Source organism: Lysinibacillus sp. NPDC097868 (genome assembly GCF_044761135.1).
Taxonomy (GTDB): Bacteria; Bacillota; Bacilli; order Bacillales_A; family Planococcaceae; genus Lysinibacillus.
The window spans coordinates 1,805,226-1,831,923 of sequence record NZ_JBIWBS010000001.1 but is presented as its reverse complement, the minus strand read 5'-3'; the positions used below and the strand labels follow the sequence as shown (position 1 = coordinate 1,831,923).

Below are 26,698 nucleotides of genomic sequence, written 5' to 3'. Positions count from 1 at the left end.
GTCTCCTTAATTTTCTAGCGAGTTATTTAAACTCTCCGCTATTTTTTTGTTTTCATATTTTGAGAAAAAATAAAATCCGATAATATGACCAATTAACGTAATTGCTAATATTAGCAACAAATAAGGTTTAATAAATCCCACTACTTCCGCCGAAAATAGATATACACTTCCTACGCTACTGGAAAAATTCAAAAGAGTACTAATTGTAATTTTTGAGGTTACTTTTAATGTAGAATAGTTCCACAAGTAAGGATAAGCAATACCAAAAACAATACCCATTAACACGCTAATACCAATTAAATTCCACATATAAAGGAAGTTGACCAATTCTTCATGAAGATTAAAAATTGTCATTAATAAGACAATCAAAATCAACCCCAAAAATGACGTGGACAAAAAGCTGTTTTTTAAGTCTTTTATCATATCAATTTCTCCTTAATAGATTTTGCATAATGTCTGCTGACAATATATTTATGTTGTTGTTTTGTAATGACTTCCAATCTTGCATGACTTCCAGAAGCAAACGAGTGTATTTGATTCAAATTTAAAATCATCGAATTGTTGATTCTAACCAATCTGAATGATTCCAAGTAAGCTAATTCTTTTAAAATTTTATTTAGCAATAGCACTGTACCATCTACTAAAAAGATTTTAGTAAAATGACCTGATGCTTCAATTGCTTCGATATTATTGAGGTCAATCATAACCTGGCGATTTGTTTTGTAATCGGTTGCGCTTAATGTAATAGGTTGTGAAAAATGCTGTTCAAATGTCAAAAGCAATTGTTTATTCGATGGATTACTAATAATGTCAATTTCAGAAGTTGATTGTTTGTTTTTCCAAATATAGTTGAATTTCATCTGTTCTCCTTCCTGTTTTTATCGTAGCAACACTTCTCAGTACTTACGATAATTTTTCGTTTTGTTGCAAAAAAAATAGTCTTTGTTACAAATTGATTCAGTGAATGAAAGGCTAGCGTCTTCCCACCATCAATCAACGGTGAAAAAATATGTACCTGAATTTCTAGGAGCTCGAGCTGAATTAGCAACTAGTCTGGATACAAACCAATGAAGCAGGTAGCATTTAAAGTAAAGATAGGATGACATCACGCTCTTTTTTTGTGAAAAAAGGAAATGTGAATAAATTTCATTAAATGGATTTATTGGAAAAATAGCGCCGTTACATTAAATATTAGTAATCTATTAGGATAGTGTCAATGTACATAAATCTTTATGGTATAATAATAAAAACGGAATAATAAGATAGAGGTACAAATCGGAATACCGATTTGTTTAAAAGGGAAGATCGGTGAAATTCCGACGCTGTCCCGCAACTGTAAATGGGAGCACATTTCAGAATAACCACTGTTACGGTAGTGTAATGGGAAGGTGAAAAGTGTGATGAACATTAGCCAGGAGACCTGCCTTTATCTAGTACAACCAAAAAACCTACGAGGATAGGGGGTGTTGAGTGTGACTAGAGAATTTCTTCTGCATGCTCATAGTACGACGATCGTCAAGAGGGTAGCTTCTATGCGTAATAGCAAGCTTTTTCCGTCATGGCAATCGACGTATTATGTCGTGTATTTGTCATAGTAGGCATCTTTCTATAGAAGGAAAGATGTTTTTTTATGCTAAAAATGAAGGAGTGTACCACATGAATCCACAAGTTATCGAGTATTATGAAAATCTTTTTAAATATGAAATTATGCAAAAACAGTTTGATGGGGCTAGAAAAACGTTAGTAGAGCTTGTCGAATATTTTTTTGGGCAAGACGAAGCGCACCATTCAGACATATATACAGCTTATTGCAATGTAAGAAAAGAATTAATCGGATAAAATAACAGATGGCTACTTAACGCAACCTGATTTCAGGATGTTAAGTAGCCTTTTTTATATTTCAAGCTAGTCATACATAGACTTTTTCAATATTTCTCTAGGACTTCATTCTTATTTCACTTTTATTTTATATAATAAATTTGCTTTTATTATAATAGATTGGGGAACAAGAGATGAAAAATGCAACTTATTCAAGTTTTTGGCGAATGCATTTTTATGCTGCATTATTTATTACACCACTTCTCATCACATTGACATTAAGTGGTATAGGGTATTTGTTCTATACTAATGTAGAAAATCATTTATATGAAGACTACTTCTTTGGAGATAGTGGAAAAACAGAAGCTTTAACTATTGATGAAGGTGTTCAACAAGCGGAAGCGGCATTTGCAGGCTATACGACGACTAAAATTATTGAATTAGATGAACCTTACAATACTCGACTTACGATGACCAATGCCGAAGGTGTTCAAAGATATTTGTTTTTAGATAAAAACAATCAAATCGTTGGTCATCAAGATCCGACATACACATTTTCAAATGCGTTAAGAAGTTTGCACAGCTCCTTATTTTTAGGAGGAACTGTTGTCAATTATTTAGTAGAATTGGCTGCTTGCTGGGCAATCTTTTTACTGCTATCTGGTCTGTTTATGACTTTTAAAGGAAAAGTATTAAAAAAAGTGAAGCAAGCGAATAAACGACAAAAAAATAGAAGATGGCATGCTCTTATCGGTACGATTATTACGATTCCGATGATTGTTATTATTTTCACAGGATTGCCTTGGTCTGCTTTTATGGGGAACATGATTTATAATGCATCACAAGCAAATCCGTCATTTGGTACGCCATTATTACAACAACAACCGCCTACCTCAGATGTAAGCGAAATTCCTTGGGCGACACGTAAGGAAGAGGCCCCTTCTTCATCCAAACATGCGCATCATGGAATGGGTGTAACAAGTATAAGCAAGAATCCAAATCAAGTAAAAGTGGAAAACTTGCAACAACAAATTGAAGCAAATGATATTTCAAAGCCATACGCCATTGTTTATCCGACTAGTGATGACGGAGTATTTACGGTAGCAAAATCAAGTAATACAGGTGTAACAGGACTAGATGTTAGTCCCTATGATGAAACGACAATCTACTTTGACCAATATAGTGGGAAATTTATTTCAAAAGTTAGCTATGACGACTATGGTATTTTAGCGAAATGGTTTACATGGGGAATTCCATTACATGAAGGTCACTTATTTGGTTGGCCTAATAAGTTATTAAACTTACTTGTTTGTGTAGCATTTTTAGGCGTTATTTTCTGGGGATTCTATACGTGGTTGTTGCGCAAGAAAAAAGGTTTACTGTCAGCACCACCTCAATTATCTCAAAAAATATCGATTCCTTTTATCGTTATTATTATTATTTTAGGTGTCATTATGCCGTTATTTGGCATTTCTTTAATCATTGTCGCATTGCTTGAACTAGTGATGAAAATAAAGGGTAAAAATAAATCAGTAGTAAATGATATGAACTAAAACTCAAATGATAGATAGTATGCTTGGATTAGTCCTAGCATACTTTTTTTATTTGTTAAGCATTTTATCTTTTAAATAAAAATTAAGACGAAATTGTTGCACAATGATATGAAATATTTGAAAAGGGTTTGCACGTATAACAATAGTGCTGCGTGGGCAAGAATGGTAATTGAGGAAGGATAAAGTTTGCAAATTTCGCAAAGGAACAAAGAGCGAGAAAAATCACTTGAAGGGGAGTCAAAATTATGACGAAAAGATTAAGTATTATCGCGCCCATTCTTTTAACAGTAACTTTAACGCTATCAGGGTGTAATTTCCTAAATAAACAAACGGAACAAAAGGAAGGGCAAACACAACAAGAAACGAAAAAAGAAACGAAAGAAGCAGTTCAAATTACAGAAATAAAGCCATTAAACATAATGACATTACAAGTAACGTTTGCTGAACCATTATCTGAAGAAGATGTGAAAGTAGAAAATTTAGAAGCAATAAAAAAAGACTTTTCATTCAATCATGAATTAAGTATCGTCAATGTTCCTCGATTAAAAATAGGGGCTAAAAGTACGTATATAGTGCCAGTCACTATTCAAAAGGCAGGAACTAACTACACATTAAGATACAAAGGTGGAGAAACGACAGCCTTTGATGCCAGCGATGAATTAATAAATATTAGCCAAGCGAAACAAGTTACAAATGATACGTTTGAAATTGAATCATTTAAAGATGAAGGTGTAACAGATTATTCAAATATTATTGAGGCATATAAAGAGGCTAGAGGTGACCTTTCGTTCCAAGTGAATGATGAAAATAAGGACGAAAAAGGCAAGCAGTATCAGGTCATTTCCTCCTTACGTGATCGTGTCGTTACACTGACGGCAGATAATGGTGAGAAAATACAGGCAAATTATGTACTGTTTACACAAGCGGCAGATGGAAGACAGGCGCCAAAATTCCGCTTACCTGAAGGAAAAGCATTAAAGTCAGGAACGAAATATACGGTAACAGCTGACTGGGCAATCCTTAAAAATCCAACATTTTCGGCAACTGAAATAGCACCTTTAACGATTAAGTCGCTCGAACCAATCGATGCAACTTCATTCGAAGTTACGCTCGACAAAGACCCAGGGATGGAATTATTTGCAGGCCGCAGTGTAGAATTACAGGCTGAAGATGGCTCAAAATTACAAGCTCAATATCGTTATTCATCTCGTAAAGGGGCTGTCGGTATTTTTGATGTAAAAGACGCAACATTAAAGTCAGGTGGTACTTATAAAGTATTACCAATCAACAATTGGGCGACTGCCGATAATGTAACTTTAACAGCGAAGTAAAAATTAAGAAGCCAGTAGTGAATCGTTTCGCTACTGGCTTTTTTGATGGTTTATTTTAAGCTTAAAGAGTTGTATTAACCTTTTTCTTTAACATAAGATAGTACTACATACACTTAGCAAGGGGTTAGATAATGAAAGCATTGGTATTTGAAACATTTGGCGGTCCAGAGGTATTACAATATAAAGAGATAGCAGATCCTATCATTACAGATAACGAAATATTAGTACGAACGAAGGCGGTTGGATTAAATTTTGCTGATATTTATCGACGAAAAGGCAATTACCATTTAGCAGGCCAGCCACCATTTATTTTAGGGTATGAGGGTGCTGGTATCGTAGAAAAAATCGGTGCAAATATTCACAATATCCAAGTAGGTGACCGTATCGCATTTGCGGATGTTCCGTTTGCGAATGCGGAATTAGTGGCAGTTCCACTAGATAAGGTAATTTTATTACCAGATGAAATTTCCTTTGAAACGGCGGCTGCGATTTTATTACAAGGTTTAACGGCTCAATATTTAGTGACAGATAGCTATGCTATTCAACCAGGTGATACGGTTCTAATTCACGCAGCAGCAGGGGGTGTAGGGCAAAACTTAATCCAGATGGCTAAGTTAAAAGGGGCTCACGTAATCGGTCTCACATCTTCGAAAGAAAAAGCAGAAGTAGCATTTGCCATCGGTGCGGACCATGTCTTTTTATATAAAGAGCAGTGGGTGCAAAAAGTGAAGGAGAACACTGGAGGTCAAGGGGTTCATGTCGTGTACGAATCAGTAGGTTCTACCCTGCAAGATAGTTTAGAAGCAACTAAAATCGGTGGAACCGTTGTGTTTTTTGGTATGTCGGGAGGAGATCCTGTGGCGGTGGATCCACGTATGTTAATGGATACTTCGAAAACATTAACCGGAGGAGACCTTTGGAATGTCTTAACCTCTTTTGAAGAAAGAAAAATACGTTCACAACAACTATTTGAATGGATTACAGATGGAATGATAAAAATTCACGAGCCGTCTATTTTTGCCCTTAAAGATGGTGCAGAGGCTCATGCTTTGTTGGAAAGTCGTAAAAGTGTAGGGAAAATTTTATTACAACCATAAGCAATGCAGGTGGAGGATGGCACGCCTCCTCTGCATTTTTATTGTGCCAAATCTTATTTGCTAGTTCGAATAGGATGATTTAGTCTAATAGTCTTTATCCAACTACCTATTAATGATACGATAAAATAGAATATAAACTATTGAGGTGAGCATAATCTCATGTTTCTAGATAAATTGAAGCATCAACTACAGCAAAATCAGCAATTATTTATAGGAGAGGAGACAGCTTTTCGTTCAGCCGTTTTAATACCATTAGTTCAAGTGAATGGCGAATGGCATATTCTTTTTGAAGTGCGTTCATTCACGATGAGAAAACAGCCTGGCGATATTAGTTTTCCAGGTGGTAGAATTGACGCCACAGATGCATCACCATTGGCAGCCGCTTTACGAGAAACGTACGAGGAATTAGGAATCGATCCGAAAACGGTTCAAGTTATAGGGCAATTAAGTCCATATATCGCATCTTCTTCATTTGTTACCTATCCATTCGTAGCAATTGTTGATTTCAATCAAATCATTCATGCTTATAACAAAGATGAAGTTGAAGAAGTGTTTACAGTACCAATCAATTGGTTATTACATCATGAACCCTATATGCATTTAGTATCTATTGAACCAGTGCCTTCTTTAGACTTTCCTTTTGATAAAATTGTTAACGGTGCACAGTATAACTGGAGAACTCGATCAATGGAAGAATGGTTTTATGATTATGAGCAATATACCATTTGGGGTTTAACTGCTAGAATTTTAAAACATTTTATAGCAATAATTAAATAACAATTTAAATTAACTACGATTTATCCTCACAAAGCCTGATGAAATTACACAATAATTAAAAAGAAGCGTATGATTTTCACAGTTGGCACTTAACTATGCAGTGTGAAAATCATACGCTATTCTTTATTTCGTACAACTATAAATTCTATAATCTAGAATTCCATCATATTTTAAATTCATTTCAATGTGTTGATCCATGACCTCATAAAGTTCAGATTCGATATTTTGTGAATGCTGAAATTCAGGTGCTGAAGAAAGCGATTGATTTTTGCGTATACGAATTGTTTGAAATCCAGCATTGTTCAATAGGGCAACCCAATCTTTTTTCATTAATAATGTATCGAAGCCATAAAATTGTTCAATTTCCTTCTTACTCTTTTCGTCTAACAATTGATTAATAGTGAATTCTATTGCAATGAAACGACCACCGTATTTTAATAAACGATAAATTTCATCGAGAGCTTTAGACTTGTTGACAAAGGAAAGAACAGATTCAGAAATAATCAAATCAAATTGCTCATTGCGTAAAGGAATTTCTTCGATTGAAGCTTCTATGATTGTGACTGGTAAGCGATGCTTCTTCATTCGGTTTTGGGCTTTAGCGACCATGATTGAATTGCGATCAATACCAGTAACAGCAGCTTTATATTGGGAAGCTAAAAAGGCAGCTGTTTGGCCTGTACCACAGCCGACATCTAATATTTTACAAGCGTTGCTAATATTTTCAGCACTTAATAGTTCCTTTGTTAGTGCCATACCACCAGGATGTGCCCCCCCAACACCAAATTTGGACAAAAAATCTAGATATTTGGATTTATGAATTTCTAACACCTTCTTTATTGTTCTTCTTTGTATAATATGAAAATAAAAATAGTATGGTTCCTAGAAGGAGATAGGACGGACTATATGATATAAAGCAAAATACAACGTAGCAATTAGTTATTTCAATATGTTTACGTAGCACTCATTTATACTATTAATTTTTATAAACATCTTCAAAAGTCTAAACGTAAAAAAAATCCAGACGTATAATATATAAACGTTTTTGTATAGGAGGTGAATTGATGCCATATTATTCGCCGAATCCTAGAAGGAGGCCAGTACCAAGGAGATATAGACAAAGTTATAATCCTATGATTCAAAGTATGCGTCCACAACCCAACTCGTTCAATAATCAACAACCTCGAATTTCTCGGTTTGGAAATTTAGCAGAGAATTTCAGCGCAATGAAGGGCCACGCAGACACTATTTCGAGTGGGGTTAATATGCTTAGGCAAATGGGGTCATTATTAAGTCTATTTAGATAGTTATATGTAGTTGTGGGATTCAGTAAAGGGCAGATTGTAATGTATTAAACAAATAAAGAGGATATGACGTTTAGTTTAGTAGCGTATATTCTCTTTTTTTATTTAAAACAATAGACAGCTTTACATGTTTGTTTGGGAATATAGGATATAGCCATGGATGATTTTGCGCATCAACTGGACAGAATCTCAACGAATGTCTTATTATTAATCAATTGGTAATTGAACAAAATGATGTTGATAGTAATAAGGCAAAAATTAAAGAGGGGTGTCGTTGATGACAAAAATGAAAACAAATCCTAAAGTTGATGAGTTTTTAAATAAAGCTAAAACGTGGAAAGCAGAATATGAAGCATTGAGAAATATTGTTCTTGATAGCGGACTGACGGAAGAATTTAAGTGGATGCACCCTTGTTATACTTTAGAGAACAAGAACATCGTATTAATACATGGATTTAAAGAATATTGTGCACTGTTGTTCCATAAAGGTGCGTTGTTAAAGGATACGAAAGGCATTCTTATTCAACAAACTGAAAATGTACAAGCGGCACGTCAAATTCGCTTTACAAATGTCCAACAAATCATTGAAATGGAAAGCGACTTAAAAGCCTATATTAAACAAGCCATTGAAGTTGAAAAAGCAGGTTTGGAAGTGGAGTTTAAAAAGAATAATGATTTCGATATGCCAGAAGAACTGCAAGCTAAATTCAAAGAACTCCCTGCTTTAAAACTAGCATTTGAAGCATTAACACCTGGACGACAAAGAGCATACATTTATTATTTTTCTCAGGCTAAGCAAGCCAAAACTCGCGTGTCTAGGATTGAAAAATATACACAGCAAATTCTCGATGGTAAAGGTTTGAATGATTAACTTGGAATAACTTTAGCTCAAAAAAAACGCTGGGATATAATTTAAACATTTCTACTTGCTTTCAGAAGTCCATGAATCGCTGTTAAGATAGAGAAATTACCGGTAGAAGCTCGCGAAATGCCGGTAAACATTTGGAAATAGCCTATCATTGCAGACATCCATGTTCGCGGCAAAAAAGTGTTAGATTGATTGCAGTCAATCTAACACTTTTTCTCTTTTAGCTTCTTTTGGATGATTGCAATACTTTACGAATCCATTGTTTTATCTCGACAAGCTATTTTCAATTATGGAGCGATTTTTTTCTTTAAAGATTTCATTATGAGAAGATACGACCGCATTACGATTAGCAGTCGGTTCTAAATACGTTTTGATTGAGTTGACAGCATTGGCAGCATCTTGGAAGGTTCCTAGTAGAAGATGAATTTTCCCTTCGAATGATAAAATATCACCTGCTGCAAAAATACCTGGTTGGACTGTTTCACCAGTTGCTTTTCCTTCAAAATAATAGTCGTCTTTTTTAGGAATCGAGATGGCCTCGTCAAATGTAAGAGATGCTTCACGGTTATAGCCATGACTTACAATGACTTCATCCACTTGGCGTGTGTAGCTTTGCTTTGTTTGAGAATTTTCGCATGTGACAAATTCAATCGCTGTTTTATCTGTATTTGCCGTTAACTTTGTAATTGTCGTGTTACATTCAATTTGAACGCCAGCATTTAACGCTTCTTGTATTGTCGCTTCATGAGCAGAGAGCGTGTCCTTACGATATACAACAGTTACGTTTTTAGCGATAGGGCTAAGCTCCACTGCCCAGTCAATTGCAGCATTACCGCCACCAGAAATAATAATGTCCTTATCGACAAAACGCTTATATGACTGGACAGTATAGTGCAAATTAGACATTTCGTATTTTTCAGCACCTTCTAGCGTCAGTTTTTGAGGATTAATAATGCCCCCACCAACAGCTAAAAGAATCGTTTTTGAATAATGTTTTTCTCCTTGTGCTGTATGTAAAACAAACATTTCGCCTAGACGTTCGATAAAGTCAACCTTTGTGTCCGTTAGTATTGTTGGATTGAATGTTTTAGCCTGCGCAATTAATTGTTTAACAAACTGTCCACCTAAAATAGGAGGGTGCCCACCAATATCCCAAATTAACTTTTCTGGATAAAGTAACACCTTACCACCTAACTGTTCCTGGCTCTCTATCAATTTTGTTTTTAGGCCTCTTAACCCGCTATAAAAAGCACTATATAAGCCCGCAGGCCCACCACCTATAATCGTTACATCGTATAAATCATGCACTTATATCGTCACATCCTTGAAAAATATTAAAAAAGTATTTGACAAATCCTTAGTGGAAAACTAGACTATCTTTAGTGATAATGATTATCAATATCGCTTTCGATGTTATCATATCATGTGTATTAGTAAAAAGAAAGAGAGGGCATGTTTTGCGTTTACAAATTGAATCGATCCGTGTTGGCTATGAGAACAAAACCATTGTGCATGACTTATCATTACAAATTCCAGATGGAAAAATAACAACAATTATTGGTTCCAATGGTTGTGGCAAATCTACGCTTTTAAAGGCAATTACAAGAATACTTAAGCATGAGAGTGGGCATGTCATTTTAGACGGTCAAAATATTTCCAAAATGCATACGAAAGATTTGGCAAAAGAGCTAGCGATTTTACCACAAAGTCCTGAAAGTGCGCACGGTTTAACGGTAGAGGAGCTTGTGTCCTACGGTCGATTTCCATATCAAAAGGGCTTTGGCAATTTATCTCAAAAAGATAAAGATGTCATTGATTGGTCCCTCAAGGTAACAAAAACAGATGCTTTTCGTCAGCATGCAGTAGATGCGTTGTCTGGTGGACAACGTCAGCGCGTATGGATTGCGATGGCATTAGCACAGGAAACGGATATCATTTTTTTAGATGAGCCAACAACTTATTTAGACATGGCACATCAATTAGAGGTTTTAGAATTATTAAGCAAGCTAAACGAAGATGAAGGTCGCACAATTGTCATGGTGCTCCATGATTTAAATCAAGCAGCCCGTTTTTCTGATTATATTGTAGCGCTTTCACAAGGAGAGCTCGTAAAATTTGGTACAGCAGAGGAAGTCATTGTACCTGAAGTATTACAAAAAGTGTTTCATATAGATGCAGTCATTGGAAAAGATCCTCGAACAGACAAACCGATGTGCATTACATATAACTTATTACAAACAACTTAAAGGGGATATATAAATGAAAAAGTGGCTTTTACCAATGTTTATGATTGTCGTGCTTGTACTTGCAGCGTGCGGCAACAAAGAAGATAATTCGAAGAAAGAAGACGATGGCGCAAATGAGTCATCATCAGCGGATACAATTACGTATCAATCTGAAACAGGTCCTATTGAAGTACCAGCGAATCCTAAACGTGTAGTCGTGTTATCATCATTTGTTGGGCATTTATTGCAACTTGGCGTAAATGTTGTAGGGATAGATTCATGGGCTGCAGATAATCCAAACTTTAAAGATGCTATTAAAGATGCAGTAGTAGTTGAAAATACAGATATTGAAAAAATTATTGAACTAGATCCAGATTTAATTATTGGTTTAAATGGGATTGAAAATGCCGAAAAGCTAGCTGAAATTGCACCAACTGTCTTATTTACGTACGGTAAAGTCGATTATTTACAGCAATTTATTGAAATCGGTAAAGTCGTAAATAAAGAAGATGAAGCAACGAAATGGGTAGCGGATTTTAAAGAACGCGCTGCTAAAGCAGGGTCAGAAATTAAAGCGAAAATCGGTGAAGATGCAACAGTTACAGTAGCGGAAATGTTTAATAAACAAATGTATGTCTATGGCGATAATTGGGGTCGTGGAACAGAAATTTTATATCAAGAAATGGGCTTGAATATGGCTGAAAAAGTAAAAGAGGATGCGCTAAAACCAGGCTATTTCGCTATTTCTACAGAAGTTTTAAATGAATACGCTGGGGACTATGTGATTTTTAGTACGTTTAATGGCGAAGAGACTTCTATTGAAAATGCTGGTTGGTATAAAGATTTAGATGCTGTGAAGAATGGTCATTTATTTGAAGTAAATGGTAACGCATTTTACTTTAACGATCCTATCACATTAGAATATCAACTAAAATTCTTTAAAGAGAAGTTTTTACAATAATTTCGGTAGAGAGTAGCGAAGGCAAATGATAAAGTTTCGGCATTTCCCGTTTTGGCTTCAAGTGTTATTATCACTGCTCGTGTTAGCAGTAATAATAACAATTTCGCTATGTATTGGTGCTGCGAATACGAGTATTCAAGATGTTTATCAAGCAATTGTCGGACAAGAGGGCGGCAAGCATTATGCGATTTTACGTGAAATCCGATTTCCACGTATAATTGCAGCTATTTTTGTTGGTAGTGCACTTGCAGTTGCTGGCGCTATTATGCAGGGCGTCACAAGAAATGCTTTAGCAGATCCAGGGCTTCTTGGACTTACAGCAGGTGCAAATGCTGCTTTAGCCTTAACGATGGCATTACTCCCGTATTCCTCGTATTATATACTAATTTTTGCATGCTTCATTGGTGCAGGAATCGGGATGATTATTGTTTATAGTATCGGTGCATCAACAAAAGGTGGCTTTTCTCCATTGAAGCTAGTTTTAGCTGGTGCCGCGGTATCGGCTCTTTTACAAGCGGTTGCTGATGGTACGGGTATTTTATTTAAAATTGCAAAAGATGTATCGATGTGGACAAGTGTGGTTTAATCGGCACAACGTGGCACGCTTTAATCATCGTACCTGTTATTGTAATCGGATTAGTTATTGCGTTTATATTCAGTCGTCAGCTAACGATTTTAAGTTTAAATGAAGAGGTAGCTGTCGGTTTAGGTCAGAAAACAACAGTGGTTAAAGGGATTATGATGTTCGTAGTAGTTATACTTGCGGGCTCCGCTGTAGCGCTTGTAGGGAATCTAGCATTTGTTGGCTTAATGGTGCCACATATTGTACTTGCTTTAGTTGGTACAGATTATCGTTTCGTGTTACCGATGAGTGCGCTAATAGGTGGCTTACTGATGGTAGCTGCAGATTTGTTAGCTCGTATAGTGAATGCACCATACGAAACGCCTGTAGTAGCCATTATTTCAATTATCGGCCTTCCATTCTTCTTATTACTTGTACGGAAGGGAGGTCGTCAATTTGCTTAAAATGGCACAAAAAAACAACGAACTTGGCTTCTTATTTGGCTAGTGCTAACATTCCTTATTTTTGTAATGGGCATTTCACTAGGTGCTGCTTCGGTGTCCATTGATCGTATCCTTCCTATCCTACTAGGCGATGGTACTTTTAAAGAATCCTTTGTCTTGTTTTCTGTCCGTCTACCAAGGCTATTTATTCTCGCAGCAGCAGGCATGGCTTTAGCATTGGCAGGAGCTGTATTACAGGGGGTAACACGTAATGATTTAGCGGACCCTGGGATTATTGGTATCAATGCTGGTGCAGGAGTGGGAATCACCATTTTTTATTTATTTGTCAATGGTGATCTACCAAACTTTGCGTATATATTGCCAGTAGTAGGATTTTTTAGTGCTATAGTAACGGCTCTTAGTATTTACTTTTTTTCATATAAGCGCAATCAAGGTGTCCAACCTGTAAAGCTAATTTTAATCGGGGTAGGCGTGGCATCAGCATTATCGGGTGTGATGCTGTTAATTTCCTCGGCTGAGCGCTCAGATGTCCAGTTTATCGCACAATGGCTTGCAGGAAGTGTATGGGGAACTGATTGGCCATTCCTATGGGCATTAGTACCATGGCTAGTCATATGTATTCCGTTCATTTTTTATAAAGCAAATGTTTTAAATGTGCTAGCAATGACTGAGCAAACAGCAATTGGGTTAGGCGTGAATATTGCTAAAGAGCGACTACAATTATTAATGGTGGCTGTTGCCCTTGCTGCCGCTGCTGTATCTGTAACAGGTGGCATTGCATTTATCGGCTTAATGGCACCACATATTGCAAAGCAGCTTGTTGGACCCCGCTATCAATTCTTTTTACCAATAACATTATGTATTGGTGCTTGCTTATTAATGCTAGCAGATACAATCGGCCGCGTGGCCATTTCAACTGCCACTGTGCCTGCCGGCATCGTTGTAGCATGTATCGGTGCACCTTATTTTTTATATTTATTAAGAAAAAACGACTGAATGGCTCGCGCTGTTCAGTTGTTTTTTTGTTCAGAAAGATTGGGCAAAAATAGAAGTGTAGCAAACTTCAACCTAGACAAACGGTGTAATTTAATATATAGTTAGCTAGGCTAACTAATTAAGGAGGGATTTTTTTTGACGATTGAACAACAATTTTTTAATGAGTTTCGTTTAATGTACCGCCCGTTTACGAATCAACTCAACAAGCAGTTGGAACAATATCAACTATATAGCTCTCAGTGGGCAGTTTTACGCTTCTTAATTGATAAAGGTCCGCATTCACTAGTTGAAATCGCGAACTTTATGTCTATTGAAAAGCCTAGCGTAACGAGGCTTGTACAGAAGCTAGTAGATCTTGGTTATGTAGAGACGGTGGCTGGGAAAGATAAGCGAGCAAAAGTTGTACAATTAACGCCATATGGTGAAAAAAACGTGGACGAAATCCAGGAGCATATAAAACCTTTTTTAGAAAAAGCATTAGCTGGTGTATCACAACAGGATATTGAAATTGCTTCTCAGGTTTTAGCAAACATAAGTAAAAACATTCATCAGTAGGAGAGGAAACAAGTGGAAGCAACTAGACAGAAACTATGGACAAAAGACTTTTTAATCGTTTCACTTATCAATTTTACGATTACGTTAATTTTTTATTTATTGATGGTCACAATAGCTGGCTATGCAGTGGAGAAATTTGACGCTTCGACAAGTACAGCAGGGCTAGTGTCGAGTATTTTTATTATCGGGACGTTATTTGGACGACTTGGCACAGGACGCATTATCGGTGATTGGGGCAGTAAAAAAACATTATTTTGTGGATTATTGTTATTTATGTTGTCTACGATGTCTTATTTTATCGCCTTAAATTTACCATTTCTTATGCTAAATCGTTTAGTGCAAGGGATAGCGTTAGGTATAGCAAGTACAGCAACAGGTACGATTATTGCACAAATTTTACCACCAGAACGACGTGGTGAAGGGATTGGCTATTACAGCTTAAGTGCTATTTTAGCAACGGCAATTGGTCCATTTATCGGCATATTACTAACGCAGTTATTTGAAGATTATCGAATGATTTTCGCGGTAGATTCAGTATTAGCAATTATTTGCTTTATGATGTATTTTATTGTGAAAGTTCCAGGGGCACCTAAAAATGCGAAGGCAGCTGCAGAGAAAGCGGGCTTCAAGCTATCTAACTTTATCGAAATGCGTGCCTTACCGATTGCCTTTGTAGCGCTTGTTATTGGCTTTGCTTATTCAGGTGTGATGTCATTTATGACGTTCTACGCTAAAGAGCTTAATTTGGTAACAGCAGGTAGTTATTTCTTTATCGTTTATGCAATTGTAATTTTAGCTACTCGACCGTTTACCGGAAAATTACTCGACTCAAGAGGAGCAAATATTATTATTTATCCTTGTCTTGTGTTATTTGCAATTGGTATGTATGCTTTTAGCTCAGCGACAAGCACGGGTGTATTTTTAATAGCTGCAGCTTTTATTGGAATTGGTTATGGTAATTTCAACTCAGTAGCACAAGCAATAGCTATTAAGGTTACACCAAATGAACGTTTAGGGCTTGCAACTTCAACGTATTTCATTTTATATGATTTAGGATTAGGTATAGGACCTTATTTCTTAGGATTTTTTGTACCGACAATGGGATATAGTGCCATATTCTTAGCGATTGTAGCCGTTATTTTTATTTCAATCGTGCTTTATCATTTCTTATATGGAAAAAATGAAAAGATAAAACAAGTCAATATTTAGTAGTTTAGAATCATTATATTGTAGAAAAAACGTCATTTTGCTAGTTGGAAATAAATTTCAACTGCAAAATGACGTTTTTTTCTTAATTTAAAAATACTTCTTGCAATCAAATATGATAATGATTATCATTCACGTTAGAGACTAATTCGGAAGTAGGTATTAAGCATGATAAATAAATCATTATTGTCAGTATTAGTAGCAGGTGGCATCCTTATGGCGGGCTGCGGTAATACAGAGGAAGTAAAAAAAGATGAGAAACCAGCAACAGAGCGAGCAGATCAAGCGATAGCGGTAGATTTATCTACTGAACTATCAGCCTATCAACAATTTGCATTAGAACAAATGGATCAATTTTTGCTAAATACAGAAAAGTTTGTGAACCTGTTCAAAGCAGGTGATATTGAAGGCGCGAAAGCAGCGTATGCGCCTGCACGTATGTATTTTGAGCGATCTGAACCAATTGCAGAGAGCTTCGGTGATCTTGACCCACGTATCGATGGCCGTTTAGCGGATATCGAAGAAGAAGGTAAAGGCAAAGAAGAATGGACAGGCTACCATAAGCTTGAGTATGCACTTTGGGTAGAAAGTAAAACTGAAGGCTATGAGGCGGTGGCAGACCAGCTGCTTGCTGACGCGAAAGAATTACATGCACTCGTTCAAACAGTAGAAGTGACACCTGATGTAATGATTACAGGTGCAGTTGATTTATTGAACGAGGTATCTACTTCAAAAATTACTGGAGAAGAAGAAATTTATTCACATACAGACCTATATGATTTTAAAGCTAATATTGAAGGTGCAGAAAAAATCTTTGAAATTCTTCGTTCAAAATTAGAAGAGAAAGACAAAGATCTAGTAGCAACGTTAGATGAAAAATTCAAAGCGGTGGATGATTTATTAGCTCAACATGCAACAGCTGATGGGGGCTATATTTCTTACGAAGAATTAACAGAAGAAAATACAAAAGCACTTGCAGCTGCGGTGAACCAGTTAGGTGAACCGTTAAGTCAAATGGGAATTATTTTGGAGTGATAAATAATGACATCGTCAAAAGATGATAAATGGATCGATAAAAAAATATCGCGCCGTGAAATGTTAAAGCTAACAAGCATGGGCGTGGCCGGTATTGCTATTGGTGCTTCTGGCTTTGGTGGTGTGATGAAGGCGATGGGCTATGATGTTTTCGAGCCTGTCGCAGATAGCGCAACAGCAAAAAATAAGGTTAATTTTTATGGAAACCATCAGTCAGGCATTACTACACCCGTTCAAAAAAATATTTATTTTGCTTCTTTAACTGTCCTCGTGTCATCAAAAGAAGAGCTACAAGAGTTGTTCAAAAAATGGACACCTCTTGTTGTCCGTTTAATGAATGGTGAATTAATGGTAGATTTAACAACAAATACACGAGTGCCGACAGGTGATACAGGAGAAGCAGAAGGTTTAAATGCTTCTAATTTATCGATTACTGTCGGTGTAGGTCCTTCTTTATTTGATAAGCTTGGAATGACCCATTTAAAGCCTGCTGAATTAGCTGATTTGCCACATTTTCCAAAAGATCAGCTCCAAAAGGAATATACAGGCGGGGATCTTTGTATTCAAGCATGTGCTGACGATCCGCAAGTAGCGTTCCATGCAGTCCGTAATTTAGTGCGTGCTGCTTCCGGAAAAGTGGAAATTAAATGGTCGCAAGCGGGCTTTAACTCATTTCCAGCAGAGGGGGGCACGCCTCGTAATTTATTCGCATTCAAGGATGGCACAGTCAATCCTTCAATTACGGATGAACAAGACTTAAATAAAGTCGTGTGGGTCGATAAAGGATGGTTAAAGGGTGGCTCCTATTTAGTTGCTCGAAAAGTTCAAATGCATCTTGAAACATGGGATCGTACATCTTTGAAGGATCAGGAGGCAACGTTTGGGCGCTATCGCGATAGTGGTGCACCATTAGGTAAAACGAAGGAATTTGATGATTTCGATATCGAAGCAAAAGATAGCAAGGGCGAGTATATTATGCCTGATACATCGCATGTGCATTTAGCACGTAAATCAGGTGCTCGCATATTACGTCGATCTTATTCATACGCATCAGGTGTGATGTCGAATACGGGTGCGCATGATGCAGGACTAATATTTATCTCTTTTCAAAAAGATCCGGCACAGTTTACAACGATTCAAAACAGTTTAGGGCGAATGGATAAAATGAATGAATATATTACCCATCGAGGCAGTGCGGTGTTTGCTTGCTTCCCTGGAGTACAAAAGGGGAGTTACTTAGGTGAAGCACTTTTTAACGCGCTGTAGCATTATCGTATGCTTATTACTGACACTTGCAGTACCCGTACAAGCAGCCGAATCTTACAGTCATTTATACATTTCGATTAGTGATGCGCTTATGAGTACAAAGCAAGACAAGGAAGCAGAAGCAAAACGCGCACTTGAACAATTCGCAACAGATTGGTCTTCTGTTTCATCGGACCAAACGGAGGCGAAAAAAGAAGTCGATAAAATACTCGACCAAGCAGTAAAGGCTTCTTCTAAAGAAGAACGTTTAACGGCATTGTCAGCACTTTCAAATGCTTTGCGCGCTTTAGAAAAGCTTGAAAACCCTGTAGATGAAGCGGCACAGCGAGCAGAATTTGGACAAAAGTTTAAACCTATTATGAAAGCATTTGAAGAAGCTTTGGCAAGCGGTGATGTTGTTTCAATTAACGATGCTTATAAAGATTTCAATGCGAAATGGAAGAAAATTGAACGTCCTGTACGTGAGCAAAGCATAGGGATGTACGGTCAAATTGAAACGCAAATGGCTTTTATACGAATAACACTTGCTTCAGAAGAGCCTGAAGTAGCGTTAATGCAATCACAATATGCTGACTTAAAGCAAACAATTGAGGATTTCGTAGCAGGTCATGATACTGCGCAAGTAGTAGAAGGCGACTATTCTTTATCAACATTAATTGCCTATATTGATGATGCCAATGATCTAATTGATGAAGGCAACTACAAAGCAGCATCCGATAAAATCCGAGAGTTCATCAAAGTATGGCCAAGCGTAGAAATCGATATTTCAACACGTAATGGTAGTCTTTATACAAAGATTGAAAGTGATATGCCGATACTAGTAAGTGACTTATTAAAATCTCAGGTGGATGGCAAAGGCATTAAAAGTAAGCTTGATCAATTCCGGACTGAAATTGTATTAATTCAAGGAAATTCAGATTATACTATTTGGGATTCAGCATTAATTTTACTACGTGAAGGCTTAGAGGCATTATTAATTATTTTAGCATTAGTGTCATTTTTAAATAAATCTGGGCAAAAATCGCTGCGTAAATGGATTTATGTAGGAGCATTAGCTGGAATATTAGTATCAGCGGTAGCTGCCGTATTAATGTCTACGATTTTCAACTCAGCAACGGTGGATACGAACCGAGAAATGATGGAAGGATATGTAGGTCTTGTTGCTGCTGCGATGATGATAGGTGTCGGTATTTGGCTACATAGTAAATCAAGTGTCGCAAGCTGGAACCGTTACATTTCAAAACAAATGGGCAACGCCATTTCAAGTGGATCGGTATTTGCGATGGCATCGGTTAGCTTCTTATCGGTGTTCCGTGAAGGGGCAGAAACACTTGTTTTCTATGCTGGGATTGCCCCGAAAATGGCGACATCTCAATTTATACTGGGTATTATCCTAGCACTTATCATTCTAGCGGTAATAGCCATTGTATTATTTAAAGCGAGTGGCAAAATTGCCATTCATAAGCTTTTTGCCGTGGCAACGGTGTTAATTTATGTGTTGGCATTTAAAATTATCGGTGTCAGCTTGCATACATTGCAACTTAGAGATAGTGTGCCAACGACAATCGTTGATGGTCTACCAGTTATTAGCTTTATAGGCTTCTATCCAACTGTTGAAACAATCATTGGGCAAGCTATTTTACTTGTGCTCGTTATAGCGACTATTCTTTATAAAAGAAACAAGTGAAGTAACAAAAAGGGACAGATTGAAGAGAAAGATGCTTCTAATCTGTCCTTTATTTTTGTATTGAATTATGCCAATGTGTCGGCATGCTTAAATAAAAGGGTAGTTTCGTTTCGTGATTACCAACTGCTGAATTGATTTGCATTTGCGTTAAAAACATCGCAGTAGAAAGATTTGCCCCGCATACATTGGCATCACGTAAATCAGCACCGATAAAATCAACCCCTCTTAAATCCGCTTGTTGCAGGTTTGTCGCAATTAACAATGCACCTCGCAAATCGGTTGCTCTTAAATCTTTGCCTTTTAAATTTTTCCCCATCCAATTGGCCCCACGATAATTAGTTTTTCGACCATTTTGTTTACTGAACGTGTTTATTACAAGCTCATTGCGAATTAGTTCACTTGTCTCTAATAGTAAGGTATTTACGGGTAGTCGAATATGAGAGATATCAATAGCTAACAGTGCTTCTACGTTTAATTTAGTTAGGTGTTGCAAGTTCTCTAACTGTTCATGTAATTTATCGTATAAGCGCTGTGAGATTGCATAAGACATTGCCTCTGCTACAAAGGCAATCATTTCGTATAACTGTTCCATAATCGGGAATATCCGAAACATTTTATTAGCAATTTCAGAATTGTTGCGCCAATCTTGTCCACGAAACGTCGATTGCGAAACCCATTGCCCTGCCCCTAAACAATCGTATACGGTGCATCCTTTAAAGCCTTTGTTTCTGAGCTCACGATGAATTTGACAGCTAAAGTTAGATTGCAAATTTGGACATGGTGTACCAGCGGGTTTATGAATAGCGAAATCGCTCGATGCAACAATATTTAGTGCGGTACAGCATAAGCCAAAACAGTTTCGACAATCTGCTTGCATGCTCTTACGTAAATCATTTTCAATAGAATTACCGATTTTTATTACTTCTGACATTGTCTTTTCCTCACTTATATTTTAAATTCACTTATAATTTTACCATTAAATAACTTTTAATGGATATTTTTTAAGTTGCATTAGGTGATTAATAAACGAATACAAAAGGGGAGCAGGCTGACAGCAAGAAAATTTCTTGAAAAATGTCTATTTTTGAAACATTTTGTCGAATGTGATACTCTTTTTCATAAGGTATCGACTTTTGTGATACCCGTAATATTTAATAGAATGCAAATTTTTAATAAAGTAGTGGTGAAGGAATATGGGGGTAACAGTAAACGATTTGCTGCAATTACCATCATTTAGAGGAGCAGAAGTATTAACGGGGCGAAATAATCTTAATCGAACTGTTTCCTCTCTATCTGTTTTAGAAGTTTCAGATGGAGATTTTTGTTCGAAGATTGTCCAAACAGTCCAAGAAGAGTGGTATGCGGAAGAACTAGTGATCAGTTCTTTTTTTTCCATTCGAGATAGTGTGGAAAAACAATGTAGTACCATTCAATATTTACATGACCTAGGAGAATTGGGTTTAATATTATATTATGTCGGTATTGTTTTGCCAGAAATCCCAAAGGAAGTACTGCAATTAGCAGATTCACAAGATTTTATTATTATTTGTATGCCTAAAAATGATTATTCACTAAGGTATAATGAAGTCATTTATGAAGTGATGGAGACAATCATTAGTAACCAAGTGGTCAATGATCATTTCGTTAAAGAAACATTAGAAAAGGTTTCGCTGCTACCAGAGCATTTACGCAGTGTAGAAATTACGCTGAAAATGTTATCGGATCGCCTAAAAGCGAATATTGTGCTGACGAATACGAATTTTGATATTGTCAATCAAGTAATGTGGCCTAGAAATTCTTCCTTAGATGTGTCCAAAGTCATCGAAGAATTTTCCAAAAGTTTAGTCAATCAGGACAAGGGGGAGCTTGAGCTTTTAAATAATGATATCACTTGCGTTATTGAATATAAAAGCGTTCACCAAAAAAATGGCGAGCTGCTGTATTTATTCCTTATTAAAGAGAATACGAAATTGCCTGCAAAAACGATTGAAAAAATTAGTGAAGTGGTACAAGTGGCAATTAATCTCTGGGGAGATAAACATGATGATGTAAGTGAGTATGCATTGGTCAAAGCGATTATTAATGATGAAAGTGATAAAATGCGCAGATTGGCAAACGTACTTCATATTGATGTCTCTGCTGTGCAGATGATGTGGTTAGTTACGATTAATGATTTAACGAAAGAAAAAAGTATTCGAGATGAATTGGATGAACAACTTTCAAAATATTACAAAACAAGAGTGATTCAATGTATTGATCATTGCATCATAGTTCTTTTAGGAAATTGTTTATATAAATATAACGAATTTGAAATTGCTAGTGAGTTTATTCAAACGTCAAATTACGACGCCAAAATTGCTAAAATTGTGTATTCACCGAAAATGAAAAATACGAAAGCAGTAAGACAAATGTATCAGATAGTGAATCAAGTCGGCGAAAAGGTTCATGCCATTTTTCCTTTGCGCAAATTGTATACGGCAGCTGAAATAAGATCCATAAAGCGGGCGATTGATTTAAGTAAACAAGGGGAAGAGATGATTGAAGAATATTTGTCAGCGATTGAACCTATTTTGAATGATGAGGAGTCGTTAAAAACTTTAATGACGTTTCTCTTAGATGCAAATGGTAATTTTGATGACTGTAGTAAGATTTTATTCATTCATAAAAATACTGTAAAATATCGTATAAAAAAAATAAGTGAATTGATTGGCAGTGATGTCACAATCTACTCGGAATTTTACGATGTTTATATGGCATGTATGCTCTATCGTTTAATTAATAATTAAAATAATCTGGAATTTTGTTCGAATTGACAAAATTTCAGATTATTTTTTTTATTTATGAAAAAGACGTACCATTACCTATTCTCTTATAATTAGATTCATTCAAGAAACAAGGAAGTATAAGGAGGGAGTATTATGAGAAACGAAGGCAATGAACAGTCCTGGTATAGTTTAGGTATTATTTGGGCTGGTGCGATGATTTGTATCCCGAGTTTACTAGTAGGGAACACGCTTATTTCGAGTATGAGTTTACCAATGGCACTTGCCGTAGCACTCGTTGGCTATACGATTGTTGTTATTATCATGGTTTTGCAAGGTATGCAAAGCAGTGACTTAGGAAAGCCAACCGTTCATATCGCAGGACATGTATTTGGTAAAACAGGATCTCGCACGATTTTGTCTATTATATTAGCCATCGCTTGCTTGGGCTGGTTTGGTATTCAGGCCAATGTTTGTGGGGTAGCGTTAGCGAATTTGTTAGCGCATTTTAATGTGAATGTACCAACGCCATTCGCTTCTTTCCTTAGTGGGTTGGTCATGGTGATTTCAGCGATTTATGGAATGAAAGTATTACGTGTATTAAGTTATATTGCAGTACCGTTATTAGTTGTAATTTGTGTATTTGGTTTAGTACAAACATTGACGGGAGATCATCTACAAATTATTTTGGACTACAAACCGAAACAAACGATGAGCTTTATGGATGGATTAGCTGTAACGATTGGCTCGTTTGCCTTAGGAGCAGTAATAGCTGGTGACTATTCGCAATTTTCCAAAAAAAGAGCGGATGTATTTAAAGCAGCTACCTTCGGCATCATCCCTGCTGGTATTTTAATGATTGGCGTAGGGGCTGTGTTAACAATCGCTTATCAAACAAGTGATATTACGGCTGTCTTTTTAAATATTGCAACACCATTTATTGGCGGTGTGGCGCTAATTTTAGCGACATGGAAAACGAATTTGGTCAATGCCATTTCAGGAGGAATTGCTCTTATTAATGTCTTTAACGTTTCTAAGGAAAAAGAAAAAGTGGCAATAGGTATTGCCGGAACAGTTGGGACATTATTGGCTGTGGTAGGGATACTCAATTACTTTACACCGATTATGTCAATATTATCAGCGATGATTCCTCCAGTTGCGGGCGTAATGATTGCTTCATATTGGTTTATGAATAAAGGTGATAAAAATAGTTGGCATGAGGTAGAAGGGGTCAATCGTTTAGGTGTATTTTCATGGTTAGCTGGCGCAATTATTGCCAGTGCTCCTGTTGTTTTATCCTTATTCCCTGAATTACCTCAAATACCTAATCAGCCTTTAATCGGGATTGTCATTTCATTTGTTATTTATTATATAGGGCATCGGATAACTGTACAAAAATCGATAATATTGGAGGAAAATAGATGAGATATTTAGATAAAGAAGCAATTGAAAACATTGCGATTGGCGCAGCATTTTTAGGCACTGGCGGAGGCGGTGATCCTTACATTGGAAAGCTTATGGCGCTTTCTGCTATTGAAAAAAACGGGCCTGTCAAATTGTATTCAGTAGATGAAATAGCAGATGAGGACTTTTTTATTCCCGCTGCAATGATGGGAGCGCCCTCTGTTTTAGTCGAGAAGTTCCCACGTGGCGATGAATTCGTGAAAGTTTTCCAAAAGCTTGCTCAGTATTTAGGAAAAGAGCAAATTGCAGGTACGTATCCAATGGAAGCCGGTGGTGTGAACTCGATGATTCCAATTGTAGTAGCTGCACAACTTGGTTTACCACTAATTGATTGTGATGGGATGGGTCGTGCTTTCCCAGAATTGCAGATGGTGACATTCCATTTAGATGGTATTTCAGCAACACCGATGGCGATTACTGATGAAAAAGGAAATATTGGTATTTTTGAAACAATTGATAATAAATGGACAGAGCGTTTAGCTCGTACAGCGACAGTAGAAATGGGCGCAAGTGCTTTAGTGAGCTTATATCCTACAACTGGTGCACAAATGAAGAAAAGTGGTGTGCATCACATTATCACACTTTCTGAAAAAATTGGGGAAATCATTGCGTCCAAAAATAAAGAAGTAAATGACAAGCTACAAGAATTGCTAAACCTCGTTTCAGGCTTCGAATTATTCCAAGGTAAAATCGTAGATGTCATTCGAGAAACGAAGGGTGGCTTTAACCTGGGGAAAATGAATCTTGAAGGCATTGATGCCAATAAAGATGAACAGATGAAAGTCCATTTCCAAAATGAAAATCTACTAGCAGAAAAAAATGAGCAAGTTGTTGCGATGACTCCAGATTTAATTTGTTTAGTAGATTATGAAACATTATTACCTGTAACAACAGAAAGTTTAAAATATGGTAAACGTGTACGTGTTATTGGCCTGCCTGCTAATGAAAAATGGCGTACGGCAAAAGGGATTGAAACAGCAGGTCCAAAATACTTTGGCTATGATTATGATTATGAGCCTATCGAGGAAATCGTGAAAAAGGGGGTAGCTGAGCATGTATAAAATCGGAATTGACGTAGGTGGAACAAATACAGATGCCATCCTTTTAGATAACAATAATAAGCTTATTCATAGTGTAAAATCACCAACCAGCTTAGATATTAAAACAGGGATTGAAACGTCTTTACGACATTTACTGCAAGACTTAGCAATTGATAAAACAAAAATTAGCCATGCGATGTTAGGTACAACACAATGTACAAACGCTATTGTAGAGCGTAAAAAACTCGCTAAAGTAGGTGTCATTCGCCTTGGCTATCCTGCAACTGCATCAGTATTGCCATACACTGCTTGGCCGAAAGATATGGTTGAAAACCTATCAGGCAATTATGCTTTAGTGCATGGTGGTTACGAATATGATGGGCAAGTATTAGGACAGCTTGATGAAGATGAAATAAGATCGCTATTAGAGGGCTGGCGCCACCAGGTAGAGTCAATAGCTATCGTTGGGGTTTTCTCATCTATCAAAAATGATCAAGAATTGAAAGTCCGTGATATTATCCAACAAGTGTATGGCGAAGCGTTTCCAATTTCTTGTTCTTCATTGATTGGGTCAGTTGGGTTAATTGAACGTGAAAATGCAACAATTTTAAATGCGGCGCTTTGCAAAGTAATTGAAACAACGACACAAGGTTTCGTGCATGCATTGCAAACAGAAGGGATTTTTAATGCGGAAGTGTATTTATGTCAAAATGATGGAACGTTGATGTCAATCGATTATGCAAAACAGTTCCCAATTTTAACAATTGCTTGTGGACCGACGAACAGTATTCGTGGTGCATCTTATTTGTCACAAATTAAAAATACGATGGTGTTGGATGTTGGCGGAACAACTTCTGATATTGGTGTCCTACAAGATGGTTTCCCAAGAGAATCGTCTGTCGCTGTAGAAGTAGGGGACATTCGTACAAACTTTAGAATGCCAGATATTATTTCAGTTGGACTAGGCGGAGGTAGTATCGTTCGTGTCAATGATGGCAAGATTACGGTTGGCCCTGATAGTGTAGGCTATAAAATTAGCCAAGAGGCACTGGTCTTTGGAGGCGACACATTGACAACAACAGATATTGCTGTTCGTTTAGGTCTTGCAGATGTAGGAGATAGTAGTTTAGTAGATCATCTTGATGAAGCATTTGCCAAAGATGTACAAAAAGAAATGGCGTCGTTACTTGAGCAGGCCATTGATAAAATGAAAACTTCATCAGAAGATGTGCAACTTGTTTTAGTCGGTGGGGGCAGTATTATTGTGCCTGAATCGTTACGAGGGGTAGCTAAAATTATTAAAAATGAACATGGTAGTGTTGCCAATGCGATTGGCGCCTCTATTGCGCAAATTAGTGGGCAGTATGAACAGATTTATATTTATGCTAAAGAACCACGTGAAGAATCATTGCAAGATGCACAAAATAAAGCAGTGAAGCAAGCGGTATTAGCCGGAGCTCTTACTGAGACAATTGAATTAGTAGAAGTGGAAGAAACGCCACTTGCATATCATCCAGAAAACGCAACAAGATTAAAAGTAAAAGTTGTCGGCAAAATGGCATAAATAACAAGGAAGAGCCATTAACTAGTAAGTGGTTCGTTTATGAAGTAGAAAATGTTAATTCACAAGTAAAATATCAATTTAAATGTCATATTTTCGAAGTAAATTGCACAAGAAAACGCAGAGGTTTTAGTATCCTCTGCGTTTTCAATATCGCATTCGGTTA

At 36.8% G+C, this 26,698-nt stretch carries 23 protein-coding genes, 1 pseudogene and 1 riboswitch; of the genes and pseudogenes, 19 read left to right on the top strand and 5 right to left on the bottom strand.

Annotation, left to right across the window (positions count from 1 at the left end):
- Nucleotides 1-6 precede the first annotated feature (6 nt).
- Entirely contained in the window at nt 7-423 is a 417-nt protein-coding gene (locus ACIQXJ_RS09055) for a hypothetical protein (RefSeq protein WP_403052383.1), read from the bottom strand.
- Nucleotides 420-860, bottom strand: a complete 441-nt coding sequence (locus ACIQXJ_RS09050; protein WP_403052380.1) for a LytTR family DNA-binding domain-containing protein — start codon at nt 858-860, stop codon at nt 420-422. The genes ACIQXJ_RS09055 and ACIQXJ_RS09050 overlap by 4 nt, the downstream gene beginning before the upstream one ends.
- A gap of 389 nt (nt 861-1,249) precedes the next feature.
- A riboswitch (cobalamin riboswitch) is annotated at nt 1,250-1,442 on the top strand.
- Nucleotides 1,443-1,656: 214 nt separating this feature from the next.
- On the opposite strand from ACIQXJ_RS09050, the gene ACIQXJ_RS09045 reads away from it, so the two are divergent.
- The 5 genes from ACIQXJ_RS09045 to ACIQXJ_RS09025 all read left to right on the top strand — a co-directional run bounded on the left by ACIQXJ_RS09045 (nt 1,657) and on the right by ACIQXJ_RS09025 (nt 6,576).
- Nucleotides 1,657-1,839, top strand: coding sequence for a hypothetical protein (locus ACIQXJ_RS09045; RefSeq protein ID WP_401007587.1), 183 nt, complete (start codon nt 1,657-1,659; stop codon nt 1,837-1,839).
- 173 nt (nt 1,840-2,012) lie between these two features.
- Entirely contained in the window at nt 2,013-3,371 is a 1,359-nt protein-coding gene (locus ACIQXJ_RS09040) for a PepSY-associated TM helix domain-containing protein (RefSeq protein ID WP_403052377.1), read from the top strand.
- 245 nt (nt 3,372-3,616) lie between these two features.
- Nucleotides 3,617-4,702 carry a hypothetical protein gene (locus tag ACIQXJ_RS09035; RefSeq protein ID WP_403052374.1) on the top strand — a complete coding sequence of 362 codons (1,086 nt, stop codon included), beginning with the start codon at nt 3,617-3,619 and terminating at the stop codon, nt 4,700-4,702.
- Nucleotides 4,703-4,833: 131 nt separating this feature from the next.
- Nucleotides 4,834-5,799 carry a quinone oxidoreductase family protein gene (locus ACIQXJ_RS09030; RefSeq protein WP_403052371.1) on the top strand — a complete coding sequence of 322 codons (966 nt, stop codon included), beginning with the start codon at nt 4,834-4,836 and terminating at the stop codon, nt 5,797-5,799.
- A 159-nt stretch (nt 5,800-5,958) separates the two neighbouring features.
- Nucleotides 5,959-6,576: an NUDIX hydrolase gene (locus tag ACIQXJ_RS09025; RefSeq protein WP_401007579.1), complete on the top strand. Its 618-nt coding sequence runs from the start codon at nt 5,959-5,961 to the stop codon at nt 6,574-6,576.
- Between the two features lie 123 nt (nt 6,577-6,699).
- Here ACIQXJ_RS09025 and ACIQXJ_RS09020 read toward each other — a convergent pair whose 3' ends face one another.
- Entirely contained in the window at nt 6,700-7,332 is a 633-nt protein-coding gene (locus ACIQXJ_RS09020; RefSeq protein WP_403052368.1) for a class I SAM-dependent methyltransferase, read from the bottom strand.
- 825 nt (nt 7,333-8,157) lie between these two features.
- Between ACIQXJ_RS09020 and ACIQXJ_RS09015 the strand changes: the two genes are divergently transcribed.
- On the top strand, nt 8,158-8,751 hold the full coding sequence (locus ACIQXJ_RS09015) for a YdeI/OmpD-associated family protein (protein ID WP_403052365.1): 594 nt from the start codon (nt 8,158-8,160) through the stop codon (nt 8,749-8,751).
- Between the two features lie 261 nt (nt 8,752-9,012).
- On the opposite strand, the gene ACIQXJ_RS09010 is transcribed toward ACIQXJ_RS09015, so the two are convergent.
- Nucleotides 9,013-10,056 (bottom strand): NAD(P)/FAD-dependent oxidoreductase, encoded by a 1,044-nt coding sequence (locus tag ACIQXJ_RS09010; protein WP_403052362.1) that lies wholly within the window; start codon nt 10,054-10,056, stop codon nt 9,013-9,015.
- Nucleotides 10,057-10,205: 149 nt separating this feature from the next.
- Here ACIQXJ_RS09010 and ACIQXJ_RS09005 point away from each other — a divergent pair, with 149 nt between their 5' ends.
- The 9 genes and pseudogenes from ACIQXJ_RS09005 (at nt 10,206) to ACIQXJ_RS08965 (ending at nt 19,705) form a co-directional block, all read left to right on the top strand.
- On the top strand, nt 10,206-10,994 hold the full coding sequence (locus tag ACIQXJ_RS09005; protein ID WP_401018342.1) for an ABC transporter ATP-binding protein: 789 nt from the start codon (nt 10,206-10,208) through the stop codon (nt 10,992-10,994).
- A 13-nt stretch (nt 10,995-11,007) separates the two neighbouring features.
- Complete coding sequence (locus tag ACIQXJ_RS09000; RefSeq protein WP_403052359.1) at nt 11,008-11,934, top strand: iron-hydroxamate ABC transporter substrate-binding protein; 927 nt, start codon at nt 11,008-11,010, stop codon at nt 11,932-11,934.
- A 25-nt stretch (nt 11,935-11,959) separates the two neighbouring features.
- Nucleotides 11,960-12,960, top strand: a pseudogene (locus tag ACIQXJ_RS08995) (FecCD family ABC transporter permease).
- 33 nt (nt 12,961-12,993) lie between these two features.
- Entirely contained in the window at nt 12,994-13,956 is a 963-nt protein-coding gene (locus ACIQXJ_RS08990; protein ID WP_403054867.1) for a FecCD family ABC transporter permease, read from the top strand.
- 135 nt (nt 13,957-14,091) lie between these two features.
- Entirely contained in the window at nt 14,092-14,511 is a 420-nt protein-coding gene (locus ACIQXJ_RS08985) for a MarR family winged helix-turn-helix transcriptional regulator (RefSeq protein ID WP_403052356.1), read from the top strand.
- Between the two features lie 12 nt (nt 14,512-14,523).
- Nucleotides 14,524-15,720, top strand: coding sequence for an MFS transporter (locus ACIQXJ_RS08980; RefSeq protein ID WP_403052353.1), 1,197 nt, complete (start codon nt 14,524-14,526; stop codon nt 15,718-15,720).
- A gap of 165 nt (nt 15,721-15,885) precedes the next feature.
- Nucleotides 15,886-16,752, top strand: a complete 867-nt coding sequence (gene efeO / locus ACIQXJ_RS08975; RefSeq protein WP_403052350.1) for an iron uptake system protein EfeO — start codon at nt 15,886-15,888, stop codon at nt 16,750-16,752.
- Nucleotides 16,753-16,758: 6 nt separating this feature from the next.
- Nucleotides 16,759-18,018, top strand: a complete 1,260-nt coding sequence (gene efeB, locus ACIQXJ_RS08970; protein WP_403052347.1) for an iron uptake transporter deferrochelatase/peroxidase subunit — start codon at nt 16,759-16,761, stop codon at nt 18,016-18,018.
- Nucleotides 17,993-19,705, top strand: coding sequence for an FTR1 family iron permease (locus ACIQXJ_RS08965; protein WP_403052344.1), 1,713 nt, complete (start codon nt 17,993-17,995; stop codon nt 19,703-19,705). Before efeB ends, ACIQXJ_RS08965 begins: the two co-directional genes overlap by 26 nt.
- A gap of 49 nt (nt 19,706-19,754) precedes the next feature.
- On the opposite strand, the gene ACIQXJ_RS08960 is transcribed toward ACIQXJ_RS08965, so the two are convergent.
- A complete protein-coding gene (locus tag ACIQXJ_RS08960; RefSeq protein WP_403052341.1) occupies nt 19,755-20,636 on the bottom strand; it encodes a pentapeptide repeat-containing protein in 882 nt (293 codons plus the stop codon).
- A gap of 262 nt (nt 20,637-20,898) precedes the next feature.
- Here ACIQXJ_RS08960 and ACIQXJ_RS08955 point away from each other — a divergent pair, with 262 nt between their 5' ends.
- The 4 genes from ACIQXJ_RS08955 to ACIQXJ_RS08940 all read left to right on the top strand — a co-directional run bounded on the left by ACIQXJ_RS08955 (nt 20,899) and on the right by ACIQXJ_RS08940 (nt 26,535).
- On the top strand, nt 20,899-22,491 hold the full coding sequence (locus tag ACIQXJ_RS08955) for a PucR family transcriptional regulator (RefSeq protein ID WP_403052338.1): 1,593 nt from the start codon (nt 20,899-20,901) through the stop codon (nt 22,489-22,491).
- Nucleotides 22,492-22,623: 132 nt separating this feature from the next.
- Nucleotides 22,624-23,892 carry a cytosine permease gene (locus ACIQXJ_RS08950; protein WP_403052335.1) on the top strand — a complete coding sequence of 423 codons (1,269 nt, stop codon included), beginning with the start codon at nt 22,624-22,626 and terminating at the stop codon, nt 23,890-23,892.
- Nucleotides 23,889-24,992: an S-methyl thiohydantoin desulfurase family protein gene (locus tag ACIQXJ_RS08945; protein WP_403052332.1), complete on the top strand. Its 1,104-nt coding sequence runs from the start codon at nt 23,889-23,891 to the stop codon at nt 24,990-24,992. The genes ACIQXJ_RS08950 and ACIQXJ_RS08945 overlap by 4 nt, the downstream gene beginning before the upstream one ends.
- Nucleotides 24,985-26,535, top strand: coding sequence for a hydantoinase/oxoprolinase N-terminal domain-containing protein (locus ACIQXJ_RS08940; protein WP_403052329.1), 1,551 nt, complete (start codon nt 24,985-24,987; stop codon nt 26,533-26,535). The genes ACIQXJ_RS08945 and ACIQXJ_RS08940 overlap by 8 nt, the downstream gene beginning before the upstream one ends.
- Nucleotides 26,536-26,698: the final 163 nt, after the last annotated feature.